Origin of the sequence: Liquorilactobacillus mali KCTC 3596 = DSM 20444, assembly GCF_000260415.1 — a bacterium.
GTDB lineage: Bacteria > Bacillota > Bacilli > Lactobacillales > Lactobacillaceae > Liquorilactobacillus > Liquorilactobacillus mali.
The window spans coordinates 1-1,177 of the sequence record NZ_BACP01000087.1; the positions used below are offsets into that span (position 1 = coordinate 1).

The 1,177-nt window shown below is 39.0% G+C and carries 1 protein-coding gene; it reads right to left on the minus strand.

What is annotated here, in order from left to right:
- Nucleotides 1-30: 30 nt before the first annotated feature.
- A protein-coding gene (locus GSM_RS13580) for an IS3-like element IS1163 family transposase (protein ID WP_112234043.1) occupies nt 31-1,100 on the minus strand; the annotation gives its coding sequence in 2 pieces (ribosomal slippage) (nt 31-872 and nt 872-1,100; 1,071 coding nt in all).
- Nucleotides 1,101-1,177: the final 77 nt, after the last annotated feature.

The following is a 1,177-nucleotide window of genomic DNA, read 5'->3' on the forward strand; positions in this document are numbered from 1 at the left end:
CTCCTATGTCAATAAATGGCACATCTTTTTCTAAACACTCGTTCTAATTCTGTCGGAATTAAACCAACTGATGTAATTTGAGGTTCGGATTACCAAGTCCTCAAAATTGGAAAAAGTTGTTTGAAAGGCAAACTCTCTCTTCAACAATGAGTGAAAAGCTTCAATTGGCCCATTATCATAAGGATAACCTTGTTTTGAGTATGAGTGGCTAATCTGATGCCGTTCAAGTAAAGTTTCAACTTCGTTGCTGGTGTACTGTGAACCCATGTCAGAGTGAAAATATTGTGGCTTTTGATGATATTCAAGCGCCTGATTAATCGTTTCTACAACTAACGTCGCCTCCATCTGACGACCAATCTTGAAAGCAAGAACTTGATGAACCTTTGGTTCGTAAATAGAACTGAGATAAACCCAGGTTCCTGGACGTAATTCCAAATAAGTAATGTCAGCACGCCATATCCTTGCATTGGGCTGGTGCTTGATTAAATTGGGGCGTTGTGAATGATCCACATGAGTGCCAGGTTTTTTAAATCGCCGATTCATTAAAGAGTGAATCTCCATTTCCCTCATTAATCGTAAAATTCGTTTTGACCCAACACAGATGCCTGACTTGCGAAGCACCATCGTTATTCGTGGATAACCATAGGCACGATAATTATTTTCCCAAATCAATTTAATTTTTTCTTTGAGCTGATTATCAACACGTTCGTGTTGACTAGGTTGATATCTTTTCCAATGGTAATAGGTGCTGCGCGGTAATTTCAGTGCCGAAAGAATAATTGATAAGCGGTGTCGCAATAACTGATCTTCTATGAAGACAAGGCAATTAATTCGTCCTAATGCTTTCCCAGTAACACCGCCGCAGCTTTTAAAATTTCAAGTTCCTCCTTTAATCGCTGATTTTCCTTTTGAAGTTGTTTGAATTCTTTGGACGTTACTTCAGTACCGTCTTCTAGCTCAACTGATTTAGCGCCTTTAACCCAGTTATGAATTGCGGCTGGAGAAACACCGTATTCCTCGGAAAGCGAGCGAATAGATCTTTTCTCTTCACGATGCATCTTCACAATGCTGGCTTTAAAATCATCTTGATATCGTTTCATTGGAATGCTCCTATCTTGTTTTATTAATTATGGCACAACTGTTCAGAAATTTATGTACCAAATACTAGGATAGGAGC